The sequence below is a fragment of the Streptomyces sp. NPDC002886 genome (genome assembly GCF_042888445.1).
Classification (GTDB): Bacteria; Actinomycetota; Actinomycetes; order Streptomycetales; family Streptomycetaceae; genus Streptomyces.
The window spans coordinates 851,785-871,042 of record NZ_JBIAPV010000003.1; the positions used below are offsets into that span (position 1 = coordinate 851,785).

General features: G+C 71.8%; 19 protein-coding genes. 10 read left to right on the forward strand and 9 right to left on the reverse strand.

The features are described 5' to 3' along the window. Positions 1-100: 100 nt before the first annotated feature. The 4 genes from ACFYYB_RS16150 (at position 101) to ACFYYB_RS16165 (ending at position 2,850) form a co-directional block, all read left to right on the forward strand. Positions 101-1,696, forward strand: coding sequence for an acyl-CoA carboxylase subunit beta (locus ACFYYB_RS16150; protein ID WP_327304943.1), 1,596 nt, complete (start codon positions 101-103; stop codon positions 1,694-1,696). A 26-nt stretch (positions 1,697-1,722) separates the two neighbouring features. Then, a complete protein-coding gene (locus ACFYYB_RS16155) occupies positions 1,723-1,932 on the forward strand; it encodes an acyl-CoA carboxylase subunit epsilon (protein ID WP_389435852.1) in 210 nt (69 codons plus the stop codon). A gap of 131 nt (positions 1,933-2,063) precedes the next feature. Beyond that, positions 2,064-2,198: a morphogenic membrane protein MmpB gene (gene mmpB / locus ACFYYB_RS16160; RefSeq protein ID WP_279346700.1), complete on the forward strand. Its 135-nt coding sequence runs from the start codon at positions 2,064-2,066 to the stop codon at positions 2,196-2,198. A gap of 43 nt (positions 2,199-2,241) precedes the next feature. Then, positions 2,242-2,850 carry a nucleoside triphosphate pyrophosphatase gene (locus tag ACFYYB_RS16165; RefSeq protein ID WP_327304945.1) on the forward strand — a complete coding sequence of 203 codons (609 nt, stop codon included), beginning with the start codon at positions 2,242-2,244 and terminating at the stop codon, positions 2,848-2,850. On the opposite strand, the gene ACFYYB_RS16170 is transcribed toward ACFYYB_RS16165, so the two are convergent. Then, positions 2,831-3,433 (reverse strand): hypothetical protein, encoded by a 603-nt coding sequence (locus ACFYYB_RS16170; protein ID WP_389435853.1) that lies wholly within the window; start codon positions 3,431-3,433, stop codon positions 2,831-2,833. The genes ACFYYB_RS16165 and ACFYYB_RS16170 overlap by 20 nt on opposite strands. Positions 3,434-3,880: 447 nt before the next feature. Here ACFYYB_RS16170 and ACFYYB_RS16175 point away from each other — a divergent pair, with 447 nt between their 5' ends. Further along, positions 3,881-5,635 carry an acetyl/propionyl/methylcrotonyl-CoA carboxylase subunit alpha gene (locus tag ACFYYB_RS16175; RefSeq protein ID WP_389435854.1) on the forward strand — a complete coding sequence of 585 codons (1,755 nt, stop codon included), beginning with the start codon at positions 3,881-3,883 and terminating at the stop codon, positions 5,633-5,635. Between the two features lie 202 nt (positions 5,636-5,837). Here ACFYYB_RS16175 and ACFYYB_RS16180 read toward each other — a convergent pair whose 3' ends face one another. Both ACFYYB_RS16180 and ACFYYB_RS16185 read right to left on the reverse strand, forming a co-directional pair. Then, positions 5,838-6,788 carry a DeoR/GlpR family DNA-binding transcription regulator gene (locus ACFYYB_RS16180; RefSeq protein WP_327304948.1) on the reverse strand — a complete coding sequence of 317 codons (951 nt, stop codon included), beginning with the start codon at positions 6,786-6,788 and terminating at the stop codon, positions 5,838-5,840. Positions 6,789-6,963: 175 nt separating this feature from the next. After that, on the reverse strand, positions 6,964-8,403 hold the full coding sequence (locus tag ACFYYB_RS16185) for an NAD(P)H-quinone dehydrogenase (protein WP_389435855.1): 1,440 nt from the start codon (positions 8,401-8,403) through the stop codon (positions 6,964-6,966). Between the two features lie 198 nt (positions 8,404-8,601). Here ACFYYB_RS16185 and ACFYYB_RS16190 point away from each other — a divergent pair, with 198 nt between their 5' ends. From ACFYYB_RS16190 to ACFYYB_RS16200, 3 genes are all read left to right on the forward strand, one after another. After that, the gene (locus ACFYYB_RS16190; protein ID WP_112449900.1) at positions 8,602-9,039 is read left to right on the forward strand and encodes a gamma-glutamylcyclotransferase; all 438 of its coding nucleotides are present in this window, start codon (positions 8,602-8,604) and stop codon (positions 9,037-9,039) included. Positions 9,040-9,198: 159 nt separating this feature from the next. Then, positions 9,199-10,005, forward strand: coding sequence for a purine-nucleoside phosphorylase (locus tag ACFYYB_RS16195; protein ID WP_327304950.1), 807 nt, complete (start codon positions 9,199-9,201; stop codon positions 10,003-10,005). 48 nt (positions 10,006-10,053) lie between these two features. Then, entirely contained in the window at positions 10,054-11,709 is a 1,656-nt protein-coding gene (locus tag ACFYYB_RS16200) for a phospho-sugar mutase (protein ID WP_389436220.1), read from the forward strand. A 141-nt stretch (positions 11,710-11,850) separates the two neighbouring features. Here ACFYYB_RS16200 and ACFYYB_RS16205 read toward each other — a convergent pair whose 3' ends face one another. From ACFYYB_RS16205 to afsQ1, 3 genes are read right to left on the reverse strand one after another with little or no spacing between them, the layout of a single operon-like run. Continuing rightward, positions 11,851-12,552, reverse strand: a complete 702-nt coding sequence (locus ACFYYB_RS16205; RefSeq protein WP_389435856.1) for a hypothetical protein — start codon at positions 12,550-12,552, stop codon at positions 11,851-11,853. After that, complete coding sequence (locus tag ACFYYB_RS16210; protein WP_389435857.1) at positions 12,536-14,020, reverse strand: ATP-binding protein; 1,485 nt, start codon at positions 14,018-14,020, stop codon at positions 12,536-12,538. Before ACFYYB_RS16210 ends, ACFYYB_RS16205 begins: the two co-directional genes overlap by 17 nt. Then, positions 14,017-14,694, reverse strand: a complete 678-nt coding sequence (gene afsQ1, locus ACFYYB_RS16215; RefSeq protein ID WP_254382550.1) for a two-component system response regulator AfsQ1 — start codon at positions 14,692-14,694, stop codon at positions 14,017-14,019. The genes ACFYYB_RS16210 and afsQ1 overlap by 4 nt, the downstream gene beginning before the upstream one ends. Before the next feature lie 166 nt (positions 14,695-14,860). On the opposite strand from afsQ1, the gene ACFYYB_RS16220 reads away from it, so the two are divergent. Further along, positions 14,861-15,580: a SigE family RNA polymerase sigma factor gene (locus tag ACFYYB_RS16220; RefSeq protein WP_389435858.1), complete on the forward strand. Its 720-nt coding sequence runs from the start codon at positions 14,861-14,863 to the stop codon at positions 15,578-15,580. 123 nt (positions 15,581-15,703) lie between these two features. Here the strand turns inward: ACFYYB_RS16220 and ACFYYB_RS16225 are convergent, their stop codons facing one another. Further along, complete coding sequence (locus ACFYYB_RS16225) at positions 15,704-16,402, reverse strand: uridine kinase (RefSeq protein WP_389436221.1); 699 nt, start codon at positions 16,400-16,402, stop codon at positions 15,704-15,706. 65 nt (positions 16,403-16,467) lie between these two features. Here ACFYYB_RS16225 and ACFYYB_RS16230 point away from each other — a divergent pair, with 65 nt between their 5' ends. Further along, positions 16,468-16,824: a hypothetical protein gene (locus ACFYYB_RS16230; RefSeq protein WP_327304954.1), complete on the forward strand. Its 357-nt coding sequence runs from the start codon at positions 16,468-16,470 to the stop codon at positions 16,822-16,824. A 92-nt stretch (positions 16,825-16,916) separates the two neighbouring features. Here the strand turns inward: ACFYYB_RS16230 and ACFYYB_RS16235 are convergent, their stop codons facing one another. Then, positions 16,917-17,825: an aldehyde dehydrogenase family protein gene (locus ACFYYB_RS16235; RefSeq protein WP_389435859.1), complete on the reverse strand. Its 909-nt coding sequence runs from the start codon at positions 17,823-17,825 to the stop codon at positions 16,917-16,919. Further along, a complete protein-coding gene (locus ACFYYB_RS16240) occupies positions 17,818-19,254 on the reverse strand; it encodes an aldehyde dehydrogenase family protein (RefSeq protein WP_389435860.1) in 1,437 nt (478 codons plus the stop codon). Before ACFYYB_RS16240 ends, ACFYYB_RS16235 begins: the two co-directional genes overlap by 8 nt. Positions 19,255-19,258: the final 4 nt, after the last annotated feature.

Sequence of the window (19,258 nt, forward strand, 5' to 3'; positions counted from 1 at the left end):
CCGCCGAGCGCCATGCCCGCCGATACGCTACGCACCAGTAGCTAGTAAAAACCAAGTAAGTCACCAGGCAGTTGACACCACGCAGGGAGCCGCGACCCCGATGTCACAACCGTCAGAGCCGATCGACATGCACACCACCGCGGGGAAGATCGCGGATCTGCAGCGCCGCGTCGAGGAAGCCACGCACGCCGGATCCGGGCGGGCGGTGGAGAAGCAGCACGCCAAGGGGAAGCTGACGGCGCGTGAGCGGGTGGCCCTGCTGCTGGACGAGGGGTCCTTCGTCGAGCTGGACGAGTTCGCCCGGCACCGGTCGACGAACTTCGGGCTGGAGAAGACCCGCCCGTACGGCGACGGCGTCGTCACCGGCTACGGGACCGTCGACGGGCGGCCCGTCGCCCTGTTCTCGCAGGACTTCACCGTCTTCGGCGGGGCCCTCGGCGAGGTCTACGGCCAGAAGATCATGAAGGTGATGGACTTCGCGCTGAAGACCGGCTGCCCGCTGATCGGCATCAACGACTCCGGCGGCGCCCGCATCCAGGAGGGCGTCAGCGCGCTGGGCATGTACGGCGAGATCTTCCGCCGCAACGTCCACGCCTCCGGCGTGATCCCGCAGATCAGCCTGGTCGTCGGCCCCTGCGCCGGCGGGGCCGTGTACTCCCCCGCCATCACCGACTTCACGGTCATGGTCGACCAGACCTCGCACATGTTCATCACCGGCCCGGACGTCATCAAGACCGTCACCGGCGAGGACGTGGGATTCGAGGAGCTGGGCGGGGCGCGCACGCACAACAGCACGTCCGGCGTCGCGCACCACATGGCGGGTGACGAGAAGGACGCCATCGAGTACGTGAAGTCGCTCCTCTCCTACCTCCCGTCGAACAACCTCTCCGAGCCCCCGGCCTTCCCCGAGGAGGCCGACACCGAGGTCTCGGACAGCGATCGCGAGCTCGACACGCTGATCCCGGACAGCGCGAACCAGCCGTACGACATGCACAAGGTGATCGAGCACGTGCTCGACGACGCGGAGTTCCTGGAGACCCAGTCGCTCTTCGCGCCGAACATCCTCACCGGCTTCGGCCGCGTCGAGGGGCACCCGGTCGGGGTCGTCGCCAACCAGCCGATGCAGTTCGCCGGCTGCCTGGACATCGACGCCTCCGAGAAGGCGGCCCGGTTCGTCCGGACCTGCGACGCCTTCAACATCCCGGTGCTGACCTTCGTCGACGTGCCGGGCTTCCTGCCGGGCACCGACCAGGAGTACAACGGAATCATCCGGCGCGGCGCCAAGCTGATCTACGCGTACGCCGAGGCGACCGTCCCCCTGATCACCGTCATCACGCGCAAGGCCTTCGGCGGTGCCTACGATGTGATGGGCTCCAAGCACCTCGGAGCCGACCTGAACCTCGCGTGGCCGACGGCCCAGATCGCCGTCATGGGCGCGCAGGGCGCGGTCAACATCCTGCACCGCCGGGCGATCGCCGAAGCGGAGGAGGCCGGGACGGCCGAGGAGACCCGGGCGCGGCTCATCACCGAGTACGAGGACGCGCTGCTGAACCCGTACACGGCTGCCGAGCGCGGCTACGTCGACGCGGTGACCATGCCGTCCGAGACCCGGGCGCACGTGGTCAAGGGGCTGCGGCAGCTGCGCACCAAGCGCGAGTCCCTGCCCCCGAAGAAGCACGGCAACATCCCCCTCTAGGACGCTAGACGCTAGGAGGCAGTCCCGTGGTGATCAAGGTCGTCAAGGGGAACCCGACCCCGGAGGAGCTGGCCGCCGCACTGGCGGTGGTCCGAGCGCGCTCGGCGGCCCTCGCGTCGGAGCCGTCGGGCGCGGCGCGGGTGACCGACGCGTGGGCGGCACCGGGCCGGGTGGCCCAGCGGACCCTGCCGCGCCCCGGACCGGGCGCGTGGGGCCGTACGTACTGGCCCGCGTAGAGGTGGTCGCAGGTGCGGCCGCAGCCGCGTAGTCGTAGACGCGGTCGCGGATGAAGATGGCGTGAACCGCCCGTGGCGCCTGAGTACCCGTACTCAGGCGCCACAGCAGTGCTCGGGGCCAGGATCGGAGCATGCTCTGGTCAGACCCGAAGAACGAGCCGCCGAAGGACATGCGCGATGCCGCGGCGATGGTCCGGCGGATGACGGTGATCGTCGTCATCGCGATGGTCGTCGTGGTGTACGTGCTGGGCGTGGGCGGTTTCTAGCGCCGCGAGCCGGGCTCCCCGGTCCGCCCCTACGATGGCAGGCATGACTGCTGCCCCCCGCCACGCCCTCGTCCTCGCCTCCGCTTCGCCCGCCCGGCTGAACCTGCTGCGGCAGGCCGGGCTCGCCCCGCACGTGATCGTGAGCGGCTTCGACGAGGACGCCCTGACCGCCGACTCCCCCTCCGAGCTGGCGCTCGCGCTGGCCGAGGCGAAGGCGGCCGTCGTGGCGGCCCTGGACGAGGCCGCCGGGGCCCTGGTGATCGGCTGCGACTCCGTGCTGGAGCTGGACGGCGAGGCGCTGGGCAAGCCGGCGGACGCCGAGGAGGCCACGGCCCGCTGGAAGTCGATGCGCGGGCGCGCCGGGGTGCTGCGCACCGGGCACTGCGTGATCGACACGGCGAGCGGCCGACGGGTTTCGGCCACGGCGTCGACGACGGTCCGCTTCGGCGAGCCGACGGACGCGGAGGTGGCGGCGTACGTGGCGAGCGGGGAACCGCTGCACGTGGCGGGGGCGTTCACCCTGGACGGGCTGTCGGCCCCGTTCATCGAGGGGATCGACGGGGATCACGGCAATGTGATCGGGATCTCCATGCCGCTGCTGCGCTCGCTGCTGGCGGAACTGGGCGTGTCCATCACGGACTTGTGGGCTTGATCTCCCCGAGCCTGCCGAAGTCCCCGAAGTCCGCGAGCGGGTGGCCCGGCGGCGGCGCGTCCTGGACGTCCGCGTCACCGTCGGGAGCGCCGTCGCGGCCATTCGGCCCGCCCGGGCCTCCGAAGCCGCCCAGGGGGCCGCTGGAGCCCTCCGCGGGGCCGCCCGCGCCGCTGCCGGCCTCACCCGCGCCCTTGGCCGCGTAGAGGGTCAGGCTCAGCACCAGCAGGCAGAGGATCAGCATCATCACCGCGAAGGCGCCCCAGCCCACCAGGCCGACGACGAGGGCGCCGAGCAGTCCGTGGGTGACGGCGGCGCAGACGAGGAGCACGCGCGCGAAGGCGCCCGGGGCCCGGTCGCGGATCGCGGCGAGGGCGAGGAACACCGCGCAGGCGAGCAGGAACCCGGCCATGCCGGCGCCCATCGCATAGGTTGCCTTGGACATGACATCCGGATCGGCGCCCGCGATGGACATCGACTGGTTCTCGGTGGTCCGGCCCAGGACGAGGTGGACGAAGCCGAGCACCGCCGCCTCCACGACGAGTACGACCGCGGTCGCTCCGGCCACGGATCTCCGCAGCACCATGCCACCCACGCCACCCACACCAGCCACGACGCCCCCACCCCGCATGCACAAGCCCGTTCGACGCCCTGGAGGCTACTAACGGGTAAACCTTGGTACAAGGGGCCGGGGCCGCTTCGTTACGGTCGGGCCGCCGCACGGCGACGCCCCGGCGACGACACCGCGGCGACACGGCGGCGACACGGCGCCCGCGCAAGGAACCGGGTGGGCCGTTCGTAGGGATTCGACAAAGAATCACCCCGGCCCGCTGACTCGGGGAACAGAGACCCCGGACACACGGCAGGGTTACTGTGCAGTCGGGGATCCCCCTGACATGGGGCGCCACAGGGGCTTTCTCGACCCGGGGTCGACTCAGATCACAGTCCGTGTGGGCAAGGTCACCACCGGGGAAGGGTCGAAAGGCCGTGTGGGCTGTCCCTAAACTCAGCTTGTTTCAAGGAGGGAGCCATCGTGCGCAAGGTGCTCATCGCCAACCGTGGCGAAATCGCAGTCCGCGTTGCTCGGGCCTGCCGGGATGCCGGGATCGCGAGCGTAGCCGTCTACGCCGACCCGGACCGGGACGCTCTGCACGTCCGCGCGGCCGACGAAGCTTTCGCGTTGGGCGGTGACACCCCGGCCGCCAGCTACTTGGACATGTCCAAGATCCTGCAGGCCGCAGCCGATTCCGGTGCGGACGCCATCCATCCCGGATACGGCTTCCTCTCCGAGAACGCCGAATTCGCGCAGGCCGTCATCGACGCGGGTCTGACCTGGATCGGCCCGCCGCCGCAGGCGATCCGCGACCTCGGTGACAAGGTCGCCGCCCGCCACATCGCGCTGCGCGCCGGCGCGCCGCTGGTGGCCGGCACGCCGGACCCGGTCTCCGGGTCGGACGAGGTCGTCGCGTTCGCCAAGGAGCACGGCCTGCCCATCGCGATCAAGGCCGCCTTCGGCGGCGGCGGTCGCGGCCTGAAGGTCGCCCGGAACCTCGAAGAGGTCCCCGAGCTCTACGACTCCGCCGTCCGCGAGGCCGTCGCCGCCTTCGGCCGCGGCGAATGCTTCGTCGAGCAGTACCTCGACAAGCCGCGTCACGTGGAGACCCAGTGCCTGGCCGACTCCCACGGCAACGTGGTCGTCGTCTCCACCCGTGACTGCTCGCTCCAGCGCCGCCACCAGAAGCTGGTCGAGGAGGCGCCCGCGCCGTTCCTGACGGAAGCCCAGAACGCCGAGCTGTACGCGGCGTCGAAGGCGATCTTGAAGGAAGCCGGCTACGTCGGCGCCGGCACCGTCGAGTTCCTCGTCTCCGCCGACGGCCTGATCTCCTTCCTCGAGGTCAACACCCGCCTCCAGGTCGAGCACCCGGTCACCGAAGAAGTCACCGGCCTCGACCTCGTCCGCGAGATGTTCCGCATCGCCGACGGCGAGGAGCTCGGTTACGGGGACCCGGTCCTGCGCGGCCACTCCTTCGAGTTCCGCATCAACGGCGAAGACCCGGGCCGCGGCTTCCTGCCGGCGCCGGGCACCGTGACCAAGTTCGCCGCACCGACCGGTCCGGGCGTGCGCCTGGACGCGGGCGTCGAGTCCGGCTCGGTCATCGGACCCGCCTGGGACTCGCTCCTCGCCAAGCTCATCGTCACGGGTGCCACCCGTGAGCAGGCCCTGCAGCGGGCGGCGCGCGCGCTCGCCGAGTTCGAGGTCGAAGGCATGGCCACCGCCATCCCCTTCCACCGTGCGGTCGTCGTGGACCCGGCCTTCACCGCGAACCCGTTCACGATCCACACCCGGTGGATCGAGACCGAGTTCGTCAACGAGATCCCCGCGTTCGTGGTCCCCGCCGCGGAAGACTCCGAGGACGAGCCCGGCCGCGAGACCGTGGTCGTCGAGGTCGGCGGCAAGCGCCTGGAGGTCTCCCTCCCGTCCTCGCTGGGCATGACCCTGGCCCGCACGGCCGCCGCGGGCGGCGCGAAGCCCAAGCGCCGCGCGGCCAAGAAGTCCGGCCCGGCCGCCTCCGGCGACACCCTCGCCTCGCCCATGCAGGGCACGATCGTGAAGGTCGCGGTCGAGGAGGGCCAGCAGGTCAACGAGGGCGACCTGATCGTCGTCCTCGAAGCCATGAAGATGGAACAGCCGCTCAACGCGCACCGCTCGGGCACGATCGTGGGCCTCGCGGCGGAGGTCGGCGCCTCCCTCACGTCGGGCGCGCCCATCTGCGAGATCAAGGACTGACGTCCTCGGCCGGGGTTCCGGGGCCACCGCCCCGGAACCCCCCGGCCACGGGTGCGGGTGCTCGCGCCGCTGCGCGGGGCGACCGTCCTTCGCCCGTTCCCCGGGGCCGCGCCCCGGACCCCACGCCTCGATCGCCGGCGGGGCTGGACGTATCCAGCCCCGCCGGCGATCGAGGCGATCTTTTTTTCGGTGCCGCGCCCGGCTAACGGCGCCGCATGTCCGCGACCCGCGCCCGCTCCGCCTGCTGCTCGTGCAACGGCGGCGCCGCACTGCGCAGCTGGGCCGTCGGGCCACCCCGCCTCTGCACGGGCAGCGGGGACTCCCGGCGCGGGCGGCGCCCGGCCATCGACTCCCCGCCACCGGAGGCACCCGCGGACCCGGCGACGGTGATCTGCACGCCCTGGTCCGCCAGCGCCTGCAGCTCCGCACCGGCCCTGTCGTCGTGCGGCGGCGGCTCGTCCGTCACCAGCCGGGTGATCACATCGGTCGGCACGGTCTGGAACATGGTGTCCGTCCCGAGCTTCGTGTGGTCGGCCAGGACCACCACCTCCGCCGCGGCCTGCACCAGCGCCCGGTCCACGCTCGCGGAGAGCATGTTGGAGGTGGACAGCCCGCGCTCGGCGGTGAGACCACTGCCGGACAGGAAGGCCCGCGAGACCCGCAGCCCCTGGAGGGACTGCTCGGCACCGCTGCCGACCAGCGCGTAGTTGGATCCGCGCAGGGTTCCGCCCGTCATCACCACCTCCACTCGGTTCGCATGGGCCAGCGCCTGTGCGACGAGCAGCGAGTTGGTGACGACGGTGAGTCCGGGCACCCGGGCGAGCCGGCGGGCCAGCTCCTGGGTGGTGGTGCCGGCGCCGACGACCACGGCCTCGCCTTCTTCGACGAGTCCGGCCGCGACATCGGCGATGGCGGTCTTCTCCGCCGTCGCGAGATGGGACTTTTGCGGAAAGCCGGATTCACGCGTGAAACCGCCCGGCAATACCGCACCGCCGTGCCGGCGGTCGAGGAGTCCTTCTGCCTCCAGTGCCCGCACGTCCCGCCGTACGGTCACTTCGGAGGTCTGGACGACGCGGGCGAGCTCCCGGAGCGAAACAGCTCCGTTGGCCCGCACCATTTCGAGGATCAATTGGCGACGTTCTGCAGCGAACACGAAACTGACAGTAACCCGGGTGACCGTCTGCTTTCAGCTCCTTGCGCCGGAATTCCGAAGTTGTCCATACCGTGGGGCAGTTAGTGGTATACGCGGTCGGCCCGCCGCGCACCTGCTCCGCGACGGGCCGACCATCCACTCCAAAGCCCTTGCGCACAAGGGCCGTTATCGGTACTTACGCCTCGCCGGAGGCCTTCCGCGTGTGCAGCTGGCGGGCGACTTCGGCGATCGACCCGGACAGCGAGGGGTACACGGTGAACGCGTTTGCGATCTGCTCGACCGTCAGGTTGTTGTCGACGGCGATCGAGATCGGGTGGATGAGCTCGCTCGCGCGCGGGGAGACGACCACGCCGCCCACGACGATCCCGGTGCCGGGCCGGCAGAACAGCTTCACGAAGCCGTCCCGGATGCCCTGCATCTTGGCGCGCGGGTTGCGCAGCAGCGGGAGCTTCACGCACCGGGCGTCGATCTTGCCGGAGTCCACGTCGGCCTGGGTGTAGCCGACGGTGGCGATCTCGGGGTCGGTGAAGACGTTCGAGGAGACCGTCTTCAGGTTCAGCGGGGCCACCGCGTCGCCGAGGAAGTGGTACATCGCGATGCGCCCCTGCATGGCGGCCACCGAGGCCAGGGCGAAGATGCCGGTCACGTCGCCGGCCGCGTACACGCCGGGCGAGGAGGTGCGCGAGACCTTGTCGGTCCAGATGTGCCCGGACTCCTTGAGCTTGACCCCGGACTCCTCCAGGTTCATGTTGCTCGTGTTCGGGATCGCGCCGACCGCCATCAGGCAGTGCGTGCCGGTGAGGACCCGGCCGTCGGAGAGGGTGACCTCGACCCGGTCACCCACCCGCTTGGCGGACTCGGCGCGGGAGCGGCCGATGACGTTCATGCCGCGGCGCCGGAAGACGTCCTCCAGCACGGCGGCGGCGTCCGGGTCCTCGCCGGGGAGCACCCGGTCGCGGGAGGACACGAGGGTCACCCGGGAGCCGAGGGCCTGGTACGCGCCGGCGAACTCGGCGCCGGTCACGCCGGACCCGACCACGATGAGCTCCTCGGGGAGCTCTTCGAGGTCGTAGACCTGGGTCCAGTTCAGGATCCGCTCGCCGTCGGGCATCGCGTCGGGGATCTCGCGGGGGTGGCCGCCGGTCGCGATGAGCACGGCGTCGGCGGTGAGGATCGTCTCCGAACCGTCGGCGGCGGTGACGATGACGTCCCGCGTGCCGTCGATGCCCTGCGGGCCGCCGAGCTTGGCGCGGCCCCGTACGACGCGGGCGCCGGCCCGGGTGACCGACGCGGTGATGTCGTGGGACTGGGCGAGCGCGAGGCGCTTGACGCGCCGGTTCACCTTGCCGAGGTCCACGCCGACGACGCGCGCGGCCTGTTCGATGTGCGGGGTGTCGTCCGCGACGACGATGCCGAGTTCCTCGTACGACGAGTCGAAGGTCGTCATGACCTCGGCGGTCGCGATGAGAGTCTTGGAGGGCACGCAGTCGGTGAGCACCGAAGCGCCGCCCAGACCGTCGCAGTCCACGACGGTCACCTCCGCGCCGAGCTGGGCCCCCACGAGGGCCGCCTCATACCCGCCGGGTCCGCCGCCGATGATCACGATCCGGGTCACGAAAACTCCGCCTCACGTCTACCCGGCCGGCTGCCGCCCCGGCCGGGGCTTCCGGGGGGTCTCCCCGGGGGATGCATTCCGTACGTCATTGTCCCGCACGCATCAAGGTGCTTCACGCCCGGTCCCACCATCCGGGACGCGGGCCCCGTACGCGGCCGGGAGCACGGTCGAGCCCGCCCCTCCCGTACCCTCGACCACATGTCGCTCTACGCCGCGTACGCCGGCAACCTCGACCCGCGGCTGATGACGCGCCGTGCTCCGCATTCGCCGCTGCGCGGAACGGGCTGGATCAACGACTGGCGGCTGACCTTCGGCGGCGAGCAGATGGGCTGGGAGGGCGCGCTGGCCACGATCGTGGAAGCGCCGCGCCACCAGGTCTTCGTCGCGCTGTACGACGTGGCCCCGCTCGACGAGGACTCCATGGACCGGTGGGAGGGCGTCGGGCTCGACATCTACCGTCGGATGCGGGTGCGCGTGCACACGCTGGACGGCGAGGAAGCGGCCTGGGTGTACGTCCTCAACGGCTACGAGGGCGGCCTGCCCTCGGCCCGCTACCTGGGCGAACTCGCCGACGCGGCGGAATCCGCGGGTGCCCCGCACGACTACGTGATGGAACTGCGCAAGCGGCCCTGCTGAATCCCCCGCCGCCCTTCCGGCACCGCCCTTCCGAACGGCGGCCCCGGGACGCCCCCGCGATGCGCCGGGACAATTCGTCGGAAACGACAAGGCAACGATCCGAACACCGTGAGCTGCGCCATCTACGCGCGTAGGCGAAGAGCGGCTACGCTCTTCCGCGTGAACGCATCTGTTACCGACCCCTTCGCCGCCGCCGACGCCGCCGCCGCCCGCCTGCGCGAGCTCACCGGCGCCGAGACCCACGATGTCGCCCTCGTGATGGGCTCCGGCTGGGCCCCCGCCGCAGAGGCGCTCGGCGCGCCCGAGGCCGAATTCCCGGTCACCGAGCTGCCCGGCTTCCCGCCCCCCGCCGTCGAGGGCCACGGCGGCAAGATCCGCTCGTACAAGATCGGCGAGAAGCGCGCGCTGCTCTTCCTCGGCCGGACCCACTACTACGAGGGCCGCGGCGTCGCCGCCGTCGCCCACGGCGTGCGCACGGCCGTCGCCGCCGGCTGCAAGACCATCGTCCTGACCAACGGCTGCGGTGGCCTGCGCGAGGGCATGAAGCCCGGCCAGCCGGTCCTGATCAGCGACCACCTCAACCTCACGGCCACCTCGCCGATCGTCGGCGCGAACTTCGTGGACCTGACCGACCTGTACTCGCCGCGCCTGCGCGCGATGTGCAAGGAGATCGACGAGACCCTCGAAGAGGGCGTCTACGTGCAGTTCCCCGGCCCGCACTACGAGACCCCGGCCGAGATCAACATGATCCGCGTCATGGGCGCCGACCTGGTCGGCATGTCCACCGTGCTGGAGGCCATCGCCGCCCGCGAGGCCGGCGCCGAGGTGCTCGGCATCTCGCTGGTCACCAACCTGGCGGCGGGCCTCTCCGGCGAGCCGCTGAACCACGAAGAGGTGCTCCAGGCCGGCCGCGACTCGGCCTCGCGCATGGGCAAGCTGCTGACCCAGGTCCTCGCCCGGATCTGATCGAGCGACCCGACCGACCGACGAGAGGTAGTGCAGGACGTGCAGGACGTGGACGCGCAGGACGATCTGATCGCACGGGCCCAGGCCTGGCTGGCCGAGGACCCGGACCCGGAGACGGCCGACGAGCTCGCCAAGCTCATCGAGGCCGGTGACACCACCGAGCTCGCGGACCGCTTCTCCGGCATGCTGCAGTTCGGCACCGCCGGACTCCGCGGCGAGCTGGGCGCGGGCCCGATGCGGATGAACCGCAACGTGGTGATCCGGGCCGCGGCGGGCCTCGCGGCCTACCTCAAGGCCCAGGGCCACGCCGACGGCCTGGTCGTCGTCGGCTACGACGCCCGCTACAAGTCGGCCGACTTCGCCCGCGACACCGCCGCGGTCATGATCGGCGCCGGCCTGCGCGCCGCCGTCCTGCCCCGTCCGCTGCCGACGCCCGTCCTGGCGTACGCCATAAGGCACCTGGGCGCCGTCGCCGGCGTCGAGGTGACCGCCAGCCACAACCCGCCCCGGGACAACGGCTACAAGGTCTACCTCGGCGACGGTTCGCAGATCGTCTCCCCGGCCGACGCGGAGATCGCCGCGCAGATCGACGCGATCGCCGCGCTGGCCGACGTACCGCGGGCCGAGGACGGCTGGCAGGACCTCGGCGACGAGGTCCTGGAGGCCTACCTGGCCCGTACGGACGCCGTCCTCACCCCCGGCTCCCCCCGGGGCGTGCGGACCGTCTACACGGCCATGCACGGCGTCGGCAAGGACGTGGTCCTGGCCGCCTTCGCCCGCGCCGGCTTCCCCGCCCCGGTCCTCGTGGCCGAGCAGGCGGAGCCGGACCCGGCCTTCCCGACGGTGGCCTTCCCCAACCCGGAGGAGCCGGGCGCGATGGACCTGTCCTTCGCGACGGCCGCCCGCGTCGACCCCGACATCGTGATCGCCAACGACCCGGACGCCGACCGCTGCGCGGTGGCCGTCCCGGACCCGGCCTCGGCCTCCGGCTGGCGGATGCTGCGCGGTGACGAGGTCGGCGCGCTGCTCGCCGCCCACCTGGTGCACAAGGGGGCGCGGGGCGTCTTCGCCGAGTCCATCGTCTCCTCCTCCCTCCTCGGGCGGATCGCGGAGGCCGCGGGCGTCGGCTACGAGGAGACCCTGACGGGCTTCAAGTGGATCTCCCGCGTCGAGGGCCTGCGCTACGGGTACGAGGAGGCGCTCGGCTACTGCGTGGACCCCGAGGGCGTCCGCGACAAGGACGGCGTCACGGCCGCCCTGCTCGTCGCGGAACTGGCCTCGGAGCTCAAGGAACAGGGCCGGACCCTGACCGACCTGCTGGACGACCTGGCGATGGAGCACGGTCTGCACGCCACCGACCAGCTGTCGGTCCGCGTGGAGGACCTGTCGGTCATCGCCTCGGCGATGGCGGCCCTGCGCGCGGAGCCCCCGGCCTCGCTGGCGGGCCTGCGGGTCACCTCGGCGGAGGACCTGAACGAGGGCACGGCGACGCTCCCGCCCACGGACGGGCTGCGCTACTACCTGGAGGGCGACTACAAGGCCCGGGTGATCGTCCGCCCGTCCGGCACGGAGCCCAAGCTGAAGTGCTACCTGGAGGTCGTGGTCCCGGTGGCGGAAGCCGCCGACCTGCTCCCGGCCCGCGCCCGCGGCCAGGAGGTCCTGGACGCGATCAAGAAGGACCTGGCGGCGGCCGCCGGCATCTGATCCTTCACGCGCCGCTCGCACCGCTGCGCGGGCTTCGCGCCGCTGCGCCGGACTCCGTCCGGCGACCCGCCGGGCCGTACGAAGGCCCCCCGAGCTCCTGCCCGGGGGGCCTTCGTCATGACCGGCTTCGTCCTGACCGGGTCAGGAAGCCGAGGGCGAGGGCGTCGCCGACGGCCGGACCACGTCGCCCAGGGTCGCGACGGACTCCGGGCGGGAGCGGACGGCGTCCGTGCACTCCCAGGCCCGCGGCGGATCCGCGTCGGGACCGCCCAGGACCACCGGGCCCGGCCCCGCCGACACCGCGTCGCTCTCCGCGAGCGTGCACACCAGCTGCGACAGCGCCACCGGGGGCAGGTCCTCGGGCTTGCGGCTCAGCCGCACCGCGCCCGCCGGATCGCCCGGCCGCGGCGCCGAGACCGTCAGGTTGGCCGGCACCTCGGTCGTGAAGCCGGCCTCCCGCTCCTCCGCGGACGGCTCCCGCTGGAGCGCCTCCAGCAGGGCCTGGGTGACGAGCCCCGCCACGTCCCGCGCGGGCTGCTTCTCCGACACCGGCACCACCCGCTGGACGCCCACCAGCTGCGCCCCGCAGACCAGCTCCACCGTGGCCCGGATGCCCTGCACCCCGCCCGTTCCCGCCGCGGCGCCGGCCGGGGTCTTGCACGAGACCCGCGAGGGCGCCGGTCCCACGTCCACCGGCACGGTGGTCGCCCGGATCCCGCAGCCGGTCAGGGCGCCCAGGGACAACAGGCCCAGGGCCACCACGACGGCCGTCGTAGCGAGCGTCGCGCCGAGCACCGCACCGCGCCCCGCGGTCCCGCGCTCCGTCCTACTCCTCGTCTTCACCGGCGATCACCTTCCCCACGTCCACCGGCAGCCGCAGCGTGAACAGCGCACCGCCCTGCGCCCCGTTCTCCGCGGTGATGTCCCCGCCGTGGATGTGCGCGTTCTCCATCGCGATGGACAGGCCGAGCCCGCTGCCGTCCGACTTCGGCCGCGACGCGCTCGCCTTGTAGAACCGGTCGAAGACGTGCGGCAGTACGGCCTCGGGGATGCCCGGCCCGTTGTCCCGTACCGCGATCACCAGCCAGTCCCCCTCCACCCGGATGGAGACCCGCACCGGCGATCCGCCGTGCTTGAGCGCGTTGCCGATCAGATTCGCCAGGATCACGTCGAGCCGCCGCGGGTCGAGCCGCACCACGATCCCGCGCTCCGCGTCGAGTTCGACCGCGTCGAGCCACGCCCGCGTGTCGATGCACGCCGTCACCTGGTCGGCGACGTCCACGTCGTCCAGCACCAGCCGCGCCGTTCCCGCGTCGAAGCGGGTGACCTCCATGAGGTTCTCCACGAGGTCGTTCAGCCGCCTGGTCTCGCTCACGACGAGCCCCACCGCCGGTGCGATCATCGGGTCGAGGTACTCGACCTCGTCCTCCAGCACCTCGGCGACCGCCGTCAGCGCAGTCAGCGGCGTGCGCAGTTCGTGGGACATGTCCGCGACGAAACGCCGGCTGGACTCCTCCCGCGCGCTCATGTCGGCGACCTTCTTCTCCAGCGCCTCCGCCGTCTTGTTGAAGGTGTGGGCCAGGTCCGCGAGTTCGTCCGTCCCCGACACCTCGAGCCGGTGGTCCAGCTCCCCTTCGCCGAGCCGGCGCGCCGCGTCGCCGAGCCGCTGCACGGGCCGCAGCACCGTACGGGCCGCGGCCTGCGCGAGCAGCGCGGAGCCGAGCAGCGCGAGGCCGGTGGCGATGGTCAGCGACCAGGCCAGGGCGTTGAGGTCGTCGCGCTCCTGGGCGAGGGACTTGTACATGTAGCCGGTCGGGCCGCCGCCCACGATCCGGGTGCCGCCGACCAGGTAGGGGTTCCCGTCGGGCTTCGTCCGCTGCCAGTACACGTGGTACGCGGCGTCGTTGGCCGAGGTGGTCTTCTGCCGGTCGTCGACGGCGTGCTGGAGCGACTTCGGTACGTCGGCCAGCGAGAAGGCGTCGGGACCGGCGGTCCCGGCGACCTTGCGGCCGTCCTTCTCGTCCACCAGCAGCACGCTGTAACCGGGGCTGCTGCCCGCCATCATCTCGGCGGTGTGCTGCAGCTCCTCCTGCGTCGGGTCGGCGGGCAGGGCCGCGGCCCGGTTCTGCATCTCCTGCCGGAAGTCGCCGAGGGCGGCGTCCTGGGTCCGGGTCAGGACGGCCTCGCGGTTGAGCCAGTAGGCGATCCCGGACGCGGAAACGGCGGCCGTCAGCGCGACCAGTGCGAACACGACGAGGAGCCGCAGCCGCAGGCTGGTCCAGCGCCGGCCCGCGAACAGGGCTCGGATCACTGCGGGGAGTCCAGCCGGTAGCCGACGCCCCGCACGGTACGGATCAAGGTGGGCGACGAGGGCACTTCCTCGACCTTGGCGCGCAGCCGCTGCACGCAGGCGTCGACGAGCCGCGAGTCACCGAGGTAGTCGTGCTCCCACACCAGCCGCAGCAGCTGCTGGCGGGAGAGCGCCTGGCCGGGCCGGCGGCTGAGCTCCAGGAGCAGCCGCAGCTCGGTCGGGGTGAGCTGGAGGTCCTCACCGTTCTTGGTCACGGTCATGGCGGAGCGGTCGATGACCAGCGGGCCGAAGACCGCGGTGTCGGTGGACTCGCGCTCGCCGCGGCGCAGCACCGCACGGATGCGGGCGTCGAGCACCCGCCCCTGGACGGGCTTGACCACGTAGTCGTCGGCTCCCGACTCCAGGCCGACGACCACGTCGATGTCGTCGTTGCGCGCGGTGAGCAGGATGATCGGCAGCTGGTCGGTTCGGCGGATGCGCCGGCACACCTCGAAGCCGTCGATTCCGGGCAGCATGACGTCGAGCACGATCAGGTCGGGCCGCTGCTCGCGCAGCAGTTTGAGGCCGTCCTCGCCCGTCGCCGCGGTGGCCACACGGTGGCCCTGGCGTGACAGGGAGAGTTCGAGGGCCGTGCGGATGGCGTCGTCGTCCTCGATGAGCAACAGGAAAGGCACGGGCTCATTCTGTCCCATCGCCCCGCGGGACTTCGACCTCCCCGCACTTCCAATCCCGGCACGGACCCTGTGACAGGCCTGTGACAGTCGCAGGACACCGCGGTTATGTCGGCCGGGCAGTCTTCTTGGCAACGGACCAGACAGACTCCACGACGGGGGGCGCGAGATGAACACGCTGCACAGCATCACCACCAGCGCGGTTGTCACGCGGCTGCACGATGTGAACCGCCGCACGGCAATCCGTACGGCGACGGCCCCTTCCCGGCGGCCGGCGCACGTGGTGGCCATCGACGCGAAGACCTACGAGCGCCCCTCCGTCCCCGCCCAGCGCACGCCGGGCTCCGCGGACGTCCCGGACTCCTCCAACGAGGCCGAGTTCACGGCGTACGTGCAGGAACGGCGGGCCGCCCTCTACGCGACGGCCTTCCACCTGACCGGCGACCGCTACGAGGCCGAGGACCTGCTGCAGACCGCGCTGTTCTCCACGTACCGCGCCTGGGACCGCATCAGCGACAAGGCCGCCGTCGGCGGGTACCTGCGGCGCACGATGACGAACCTGCACATCAGCGCCTGGCGCCGGCGCAAGCTGAACGAGTACCCGACGGAAGAGCTGCCGGAGACGGCCTCGGACACGGACGCCATGGGCGGTACGGAGCTGCGCGCCGTGCTGTGGCAGGCGCTCACCCGCATCCCGGAGCCGCAGCGCACGATGCTGGTGCTCCGCTACTACGAGGGCCGCACGGACCCGGAGATCGCGGAGATCCTCGGCATCAGCGTCGGCACGGTGAAGTCGAGCATCTGGCGCTCGCTGCGCCGCATGCGCGAGGACGAGGCGCTGAGCTTCGGCCGCGACGAGGCCGAGTCCTTCGAGGACCTGGTCGCGTAGGACCGGCCGGCACCACAAGACCAAAGGGCCAGGGGGCCCGTCCTGCGGGGGTGGGACGGGGGCCACGGGGGCAAAGGGCGGGATCGAGCGGACGGGGGTCCGCGCGGTCCCGCCTTTTGGCGTCTACACCGCGGCCGCGGCCCGGTGGCGCCCCGCCGCGGCGGCGGCGAGCCGCCCGAGCGCCTCGTCTCGGCCACACGCGTGAGCCCCCAGTGCGGTGTGACGGGCCACGATCCCGCGCTCGGCCCGCATCAGCCGCCAGCCGCGCCGCAGGAGCATCGGCACCGACTTGCGGCCCTCGCGCAGGTCACGGGCCAGGCGCCGCCGGAAGGTGGTGCTGGGCCGCCCGCGCAGGCAGATCGCGTCCGCCAGCAGCCCCAGCTCCTGGCACCGCACGGCGACGTCGGCCGCGAAGATCCCCTCGGCTATGAACAGCGGGGTGCGGGAGATGTCCAGCGACTCGGTACCGGTCCGCGAGGAGGTCGAGATGTCGTAGACGGGCACCTCGGTCCGCCCGGCCGCGCACAGCTCGGCGATCGCGGCCACGGCCGCCTCCGCGTCCCAGGACAGCGGCGAGTCCCAGTCGGTGTCGGCGCTCCCCTCGACGAGCGGGAGGGTGGGGTCGTCGCCCTCCTTGTAGAAGTCGTCCAGGCGCAGCACGGGCAACCCGGAACGAGCCGCCAGCGAGGACTTGCCGGAGCCCGAGGGTCCGGTCAGCAGGACGACACGCGTAGGCAAAGGAGAAGAACAGCTCACGGAACAACAGTGTGAACTATTAGCTCGCGCAGGGGACCTACCCAAAGGTCCGTTGGTATCCAGGATCACACCTCCACTACGCTGCGTGCGCACGCGATCACGAGTCCGTACGAGCCCACAGGCGGGAATCCATGGCACGTCACGCAGCCCCCAAAGCCCCCCACACCAAGGCGCTGCGCACCGCAGGCCTGACTCTGTCGATGGCCGGCGCGGCCCTCGCGATGGCCGCCGGGGGTGCCCAGGCGGGCGAGCTCGATGTTCCGGCGGCCCTCGCGGGGGTCTCCGACCCGATCTCGAACCTCAAGGTGAATCCGCTGGCCCACACCGGCGTGGATCCCCTCGACAACGGCGTCGCCACCCAGGTCGCGGATTTCCCGTCGGTCGGCACCGGCATGGTCACGGGCATCCTGACCCAGGGGCCTTCGGTCGGGCAGCTGCCCACCGCCGCGGCGTCTTCGCTCCTGGGCCCCCTGACGGGCGGCAAGTAGCTCCCGTAGGGCATGAAGAGGCCCCGACAGCGCGGGGGACACTGCCGGGGCCCGTCTTCGGGGAAGGGCCGAGCCCTCTCGTGGGGGGTCCGCTAGTACGAGGACCCGCCCGCACCCAGCGACCCGGTCGGGTGCCAGACGGTCTTGGTCTCCAGGAACGCCGTCATGCGCGCCGTGCCCGGGTCGGCGCTCCAGTCGTCCACAGGCTGTGGACGCAGGACGCGCTTGAGGTTGTCCGCGGCCGCGATCTCCAGCTCCTTGGCCAGGGCCTCGTCGGCGCCCGCCAGGTCGATCGCGTTGACGTCCTGGTGGGACGCCAGGTGCGGGCCCATCTCGGCGGCCTTGCCGGACAGGATGTTGACGACGCCGCCGGGCAGGTCGGAGGTGGCCAGCACCTCGCCGAGGGAGAGCGCCGGGAGCGGCGCCTTCTCGGAGGCGATGACGACGACCGTGTTGCCGGTGGCGATCACCGGGGCGATCACGGAGACCAGGCCCAGGAAGGACGAGGCCTGCGGGGCGACGACCGTGACCACACCGGTCGGCTCGGGGGTGGAGAGGTTGAAGTAGGGGCCCGCGACCGGGTTGGCCCCGCCCACGATCTGGGCGATCTTGTCGGTCCAGCCCGCGTACCAGACCCAGCGGTCGATCGCCGCGTCGACGACGGCCGCGGCCTTCGTCTTGGACAGGCCCTCCGCCTCGCCGACCTCGCGGACGAACTGCTCGCGGCGGCCCTCCAGCATCTCGGCGACGCGGTAGAGGATCTGGCCGCGGTTGTACGCGGTCGCGCCCGACCAGCCGCCGAAGGCCTTGCGGGCGGCGACGACCGCGTCACGGGCGTCCTTGCGGGAGGACAGCGGGGCGTTGGCCAGCCACTTGCCCTTCGAGTCACTCACCTCGTACACCCGGCCGCTCTCGGAGCGGGGGAACTTGCCCCCGACGTACAGCTTGTAGGTCTTGAAGACGCTCAGACGCGCCGTAGAAGACGCAGCAGACTCAGACATCGAGGTAGCCCTCCAGGCCGTGACGGCCGCCTTCGCGCCCGAAGCCCGATTCCTTGTAGCCGCCGAAGGGCGAGGTCGGGTCGAACTTGTTGAACGTGTTGGCCCAGACGACGCCCGCGCGGAGCTTGTTGGCGACCGCGAGGATGCGGCTGCCCTTCTCCGTCCAGATGCCGGCGGACAGGCCGTACTGGCTGTTGTTCGCCTTGGCCACGGCCTCGTCGGGCGTGCGGAAGGTCAGCACGGACAGCACCGGGCCGAAGATCTCGTCGCGGGCGACGGTGTGCGACTGGGAGACGTTCGTGAAGAGCGTCGGGGCGAACCAGTAGCCGGCGTTCGGCAGTTCGCACGGCGCCGACCAGCGCTCGGCGCCCTCCGCCTCGCCGGTGTCCGCGAGGGCGGTGATCCGGGCGAGCTGCTCCGCGGAGTTGATCGCACCGATGTCGGTGTTCTTGTCGAGCGGGTCGCCCAGGCGCAGCGTGGTCAGCCGGCGCTTGAGCGAGTCGATCAGCTCGTCGTGGATCGACTCCTGGACCAGCAGGCGCGAGCCCGCGCAGCAGACCTGGCCCTGGTTGAAGAAGATGCCGCTGACGATGCCCTCGACGGCCTGGTCGATGGGGGCGTCGTCGAAGACGATGTTGGCGCCCTTGCCGCCCAGCTCCAGGGTGAGCTTCTTGGAGGTGCCGGCGACCTGGCGCGCGATGGCCTTGCCGACGGCGGTGGAGCCGGTGAAGGCGACCTTGTTCACGTCCGGGTGCTCGACGAGGGCCGCGCCGGCGTCCCCGTACCCGGTGAGGATGTTGACGACGCCCTTGGGCAGGCCCGCCTGGCGGCAGATGTCCGCGAAGAAGAGCGCGGAGAGCGGGGTCGTCTGGGCCGGCTTGAGCACGACCGTGTTGCCGGTGGCGAGCGCCGGGGCGATCTTCCACGCGAGCATCATCAGCGGGAAGTTCCACGGGATGACCTGGCCGGCCACGCCGAGGGGGCGCGGGTTGGCACCGTAGCCCGCGTGGTCGAGCTTGTCGGCCCAGCCCGCGTAGTAGAAGAAGTGCGCGGCGACGAGCGGGAGGTCCGCGTCGCGGGTCTCCCGGATCGGCTTGCCGTTGTCGAGAGTCTCCAGGACGGCCAGCTCGCGGCTGCGCTCCTGGATGATCCGGGCGATGCGGAAGAGGTACTTGGCGCGCTCGGAGCCGGGCAGCGCGGACCACTTCTCGAAGGCCTTGCGGGCGGCCTTCACGGCGCGGTCCACATCGGCGGCGCCGGCCTGCGCGATCTCGGAGAGGACCTCTTCGGAGGCCGGGGAGACGGTCTTGAAGACCTTGCCGTCCGCCGCGTCGGTGAACTCGCCGTCGATGAACAGCCCGTAGGAGGGAGCGATGTCGACGACCGAGCGCGACTCGGGAGCGGGTGCGTACTCGAAAAGCGATGCCATGGTG

What these genes read in the sequence shown, in the direction of transcription:
- ACFYYB_RS16150 (WP_327304943.1), top strand. Translation starts at nt 101, where the DNA reads ATGTCACAACCGTCAGAGCCGATCGACATGCACACCACCGCGGGGAAG.
- mmpB (WP_279346700.1), top strand. Translation starts at nt 2,064, where the DNA reads ATGCTCTGGTCAGACCCGAAGAACGAGCCGCCGAAGGACATGCGCGAT.
- ACFYYB_RS16165 (WP_327304945.1), top strand. Translation starts at nt 2,242, where the DNA reads ATGACTGCTGCCCCCCGCCACGCCCTCGTCCTCGCCTCCGCTTCGCCC.
- ACFYYB_RS16170 (WP_389435853.1), bottom strand. Translation starts at nt 3,433, where the DNA reads ATGGTGCTGCGGAGATCCGTGGCCGGAGCGACCGCGGTCGTACTCGTC.
- ACFYYB_RS16190 (WP_112449900.1), top strand. Translation starts at nt 8,602, where the DNA reads ATGTCGCTCTACGCCGCGTACGCCGGCAACCTCGACCCGCGGCTGATG.
- ACFYYB_RS16220 (WP_389435858.1), top strand. Translation starts at nt 14,861, where the DNA reads ATGAACACGCTGCACAGCATCACCACCAGCGCGGTTGTCACGCGGCTG.
- ACFYYB_RS16230 (WP_327304954.1), top strand. Translation starts at nt 16,468, where the DNA reads ATGGCACGTCACGCAGCCCCCAAAGCCCCCCACACCAAGGCGCTGCGC.
- ACFYYB_RS16235 (WP_389435859.1), bottom strand. Translation starts at nt 17,825, where the DNA reads ATGTCTGAGTCTGCTGCGTCTTCTACGGCGCGTCTGAGCGTCTTCAAG.
- ACFYYB_RS16240 (WP_389435860.1), bottom strand. Translation starts at nt 19,254, where the DNA reads ATGGCATCGCTTTTCGAGTACGCACCCGCTCCCGAGTCGCGCTCGGTC.